Source organism: Pseudomonadota bacterium, assembly GCA_039028935.1.
GTDB lineage: Bacteria > Pseudomonadota > Gammaproteobacteria > Steroidobacterales > SZUA-146 > SZUA-146.
This window is the reverse complement of sequence record JBCCHD010000082.1, coordinates 1-3254: the sequence shown is the minus strand read 5'-3', so window position 1 is coordinate 3254 and position 3254 is coordinate 1. Positions and strand designations below refer to the sequence as shown.

The 3254-nt window shown below is 55.3% G+C and carries 6 protein-coding genes; 5 read left to right on the top strand and 1 reads right to left on the bottom strand.

Annotated elements, in window-relative coordinates; translation table 11 throughout:
- Positions 1 to 138, bottom strand: a 138-nt coding sequence (locus tag AAF465_17420; protein MEM7084503.1) for a homoserine O-succinyltransferase, incomplete at its 3' end; no start/stop codon positions are given.
- A gap of 144 nt (positions 139 to 282) precedes the next feature.
- Here AAF465_17420 and thiS point away from each other — a divergent pair.
- The 5 genes from thiS to AAF465_17395 form a co-directional block, all read left to right on the top strand.
- A complete protein-coding gene (thiS, locus tag AAF465_17415) occupies positions 283 to 483 on the top strand; it encodes a sulfur carrier protein ThiS (protein ID MEM7084502.1) in 201 nt (66 codons plus the stop codon).
- Between the two features lie 56 nt (positions 484 to 539).
- Positions 540 to 1301, top strand: a complete 762-nt coding sequence (locus tag AAF465_17410) for a thiazole synthase (protein ID MEM7084501.1) — start codon at positions 540 to 542, stop codon at positions 1299 to 1301.
- A gap of 2 nt (positions 1302 to 1303) precedes the next feature.
- The gene (gene trmB / locus AAF465_17405; GenBank protein ID MEM7084500.1) at positions 1304 to 2047 is read left to right on the top strand and encodes a tRNA (guanosine(46)-N7)-methyltransferase TrmB; all 744 of its coding nucleotides are present in this window, start codon (positions 1304 to 1306) and stop codon (positions 2045 to 2047) included.
- Between the two features lie 238 nt (positions 2048 to 2285).
- Positions 2286 to 2618, top strand: a complete 333-nt coding sequence (locus AAF465_17400; protein ID MEM7084499.1) for a DUF6763 family protein — start codon at positions 2286 to 2288, stop codon at positions 2616 to 2618.
- 167 nt (positions 2619 to 2785) lie between these two features.
- Positions 2786 to 3254: peptidase M13 (locus tag AAF465_17395; protein MEM7084498.1), on the top strand; the 469-nt coding region annotated here is incomplete at its 3' end.

Here is a 3254-nt window from a genome sequence, read left to right as displayed (position 1 = left end):
GTCGGGCATCATGTTGAGCACACCCACATGAAGCTCACGAATGTGCTGCTGTTTGGCGCGCGCCAGCGGCACCACCTCCTGACCGTCAGCCTGGAGACGTGCAAACGCGGGCAATGTGGAGTGAGCAACAAGCGGCATACGCCGAAGAGTAGCATGCGCTTATGCCGCCTGCGCAACACTCTCGCATAAGACGTGCGCCGATTTGAGAGGCGGTGTTTTTTGCTCAAACTCAGGCTGTGACACTCCCTGGCTTGGTGTACACTCTGGCGCGCTATGACGGCGATCCACATCACAGTAAATGGCCGCGCGCTCGAGCTGCCCTCGCCTTTCACCATGACCGAGTTTCTGGCGTGGCGCGGACTTGCGGGCAAACGCCTGGCGACCGAACTCAACGGGGAGATTCTGCCGCGCAGCCAATACGATCAACACGCCCTGCGTGACGGCGACACCCTTGAAATTGTCGGCGCAGTGGGCGGCGGCTAACTGGCGGAGACCAAACAATGGGTACGCAGACAGAACACTCTCCACATCACTGGCAAATGGGTGACTATCAGTTCACCTCGCGTCTGTTAGTCGGCACCGGTAAATACAAAGACCTCGATGAAACCAAAGCGGCCACCGAGGCGAGCGGTGCCAATGTGGTGACGGTGGCGATTCGTCGCACCAATATCGGCCAGCACGATGACGAACCCAACCTGCTGGATGTGATTCCGCCCGACGCGTACACACTGCTGCCAAACACCGCGGGCTGCTACACCGCCGCCGACGCCGTGCGCACCTGTCGCCTCGCTCGCGAGCTACTTGACGGACACAACCTCGTCAAACTCGAGGTGCTCGGCGATGAAAAGACCTTGTTCCCAGATGTGGTGCAAACCATCGACGCCACCAAAACGCTTGTGAAGGAAGGATTTGACGTCATGGTCTACACCAACGACGATCCGATTCTCGCCAAGCACCTCGAAGAACTCGGCTGCATCGCGGTGATGCCGCTCGCGGCGCCGATTGGTTCTGGGCTCGGCATTCGCAATCCCTATAACATTTTAACGATCGTTGAAAACGCGTCGGTGCCCATTTTAGTAGACGCGGGTGTGGGCACGGCCTCAGACGCCGCCGTGGCCATGGAACTGGGCTGCGACGGCGTTTTAATGAACACCGCGATTGCCGGCGCGCAGCAGCCGGTGCTCATGGCCAGCGCCATGAAAAAAGCCATCGAAGCGGGGCGCGAAGCATTTTTGGCGGGTCGCATTCCACGCAAACGGTTCGCGTCAGCGTCCTCACCGCTCGACGGCACGATCTTTTAACGATGTCCGACACGCCGGACGGCGCGTTTGCCAAACGTCGCAGTATTCGCAGTTTCATCATTCGCGAAGGACGACTCACGCGCGGTCAAGCGCGAGCGCTCGACAGCGGCTGGCCACTCTATGGCATAGAGTACTCTGCCGAACCCACCGATCTACGCGCGGCATTTAAAGACACCGCGCATCATCCACTGACGCTCGAAATCGGCTTTGGCAATGGCGAGGCGCTGTTTGAAATGGCCAAGCGCAATACCGACCAAAACTTTGTTGGCATCGAAGTGCATCGACCCGGTGTGGGTCACCTTTTGATGTTGCTGCAAGAAGCGGCCTTGCAAAATGCGCGCGTCATCAATCACGACGCCATGGATGTGCTGGAACACATGGTCGCCGATCACACGTTCAATCGCATCAATCTGTATTTTCCCGATCCGTGGCCAAAGAAAAAACACCACAAGCGACGCATTGTGCAACCATCATTCCTAGCATTGCTTCACCGACGTCTGGCACCCGGCGGTCGCCTTCACTTTGCCACCGACTGGCACCCTTATGCCGAGCACATGTGTGCAGTGCTTCAATCATCGGCACTGTTTCGCAACACACGCGACAACGCCACCGCCGCGCATGACGCCACACCCGACGACGTGTGTGTACCCCGCCCTGATTCCCGACCGCTCACCAAGTTTGAGAAACGCGGTCACCGCAAAGGTCACGGCGTGTGGGATTTCATTTTTGAGCGTGTTGATAATTAAACTCACTTTAAACGTCGTTAAGTGATTGAATTCAACTTTCGCCTTGCGTAGCAACTTGCGCTAACGCTGCTCTGCAAAATCTACGGGTTTTTCTCAAGCCCGATGACAACACCCCGAAACCATCACGCTTTTTTTTGTTCTGTTTGACCACGTTTGCCAAGCGCGGCGAATGGGTCTATATCTTGCTGGTATTCCATCAACGAAAGAGAGGCACATGCACACATAACTGGGGAACGACATGATTAGACCCACACCCATCATTGGACACTGGTATACGAACCGCAGTGGCGCGGCGTTCGAAGTCGTTGCTATCGACGTCGACTTGAATACCATCGACATTCAATTTGTCGATGGCACCGTCGATGAACTCGATGACGAACGCTGGGCAAAGACCACCGTTGAAGAAATCGAGACACCCAACGACTGCATTGTTTCGCCGGAAGGCGCGGCCGATCCTGAAACGCTCACCAACGAGTTTGTGGCGAGCAACGAATGGTTGGAAACACTCGACTTCATGGACATTGAATACGTGGATCTCGAAGACCAAGCGGACACATTAAACCAATCCTAACGGACAGGTCCGGACACAAAACCGGACACATTGTCACTTCTTTTGCGCGACGTTCGTCGCGATGCGCTGCGTTTTGACCTGCTACACGTGGCATTTCCCACATAAACACGCTAGCCTCATTCGCAATACCCTTATTTTTTTCGCCGTTTTCCTTGGGAAATTCAACCATGAAAAAATACATTTGCTTGACACTTGTCACGCTGCTTCTTGCCGCCTGCTCGCACCAATCCGATACGACAATGAGTAAAGGATCCAACGAAGCACGACACAGCGGTCTTATTCTTAACAATATGGACACTTCTGTGCGGCCTGGTGATGACTTTAATGCGTACGTTAACGGCGCGTGGCTGGCGAGCACCGATATTCCCTCGGACAAGTCCTCCTTTGGTATCGCGTACATGCTGCACGAAACCGCCCAGGAAAACGTCAAGACCATTATCGAAGAATCTTCCTCGGGTCGTTTCGCTAGCGGTTCGGATGAACAGAAGGTTGGCGATCTGTTCAATTCTTACATGGACATGGACACACGTAACGAGCTAGGCCTAGCGCCGCTCGCACCGGAGCTCGCCCGCATCGCCGCGCTTCAAACCCATGACGATGTGGCTGCTTACTTTGGCGAAGCAAACAAGATCGGTC

Excerpts from the sequence above, each read along its gene's own strand:
- AAF465_17410 (MEM7084501.1), top strand. The coding sequence starts at position 540 with ATGGGTGACTATCAGTTCACCTCGCGTCTGTTAGTCGGCACCGGTAAA.
- trmB (MEM7084500.1), top strand. The coding sequence starts at position 1,304 with ATGTCCGACACGCCGGACGGCGCGTTTGCCAAACGTCGCAGTATTCGC.
- AAF465_17400 (MEM7084499.1), top strand. The coding sequence starts at position 2,286 with ATGATTAGACCCACACCCATCATTGGACACTGGTATACGAACCGCAGT.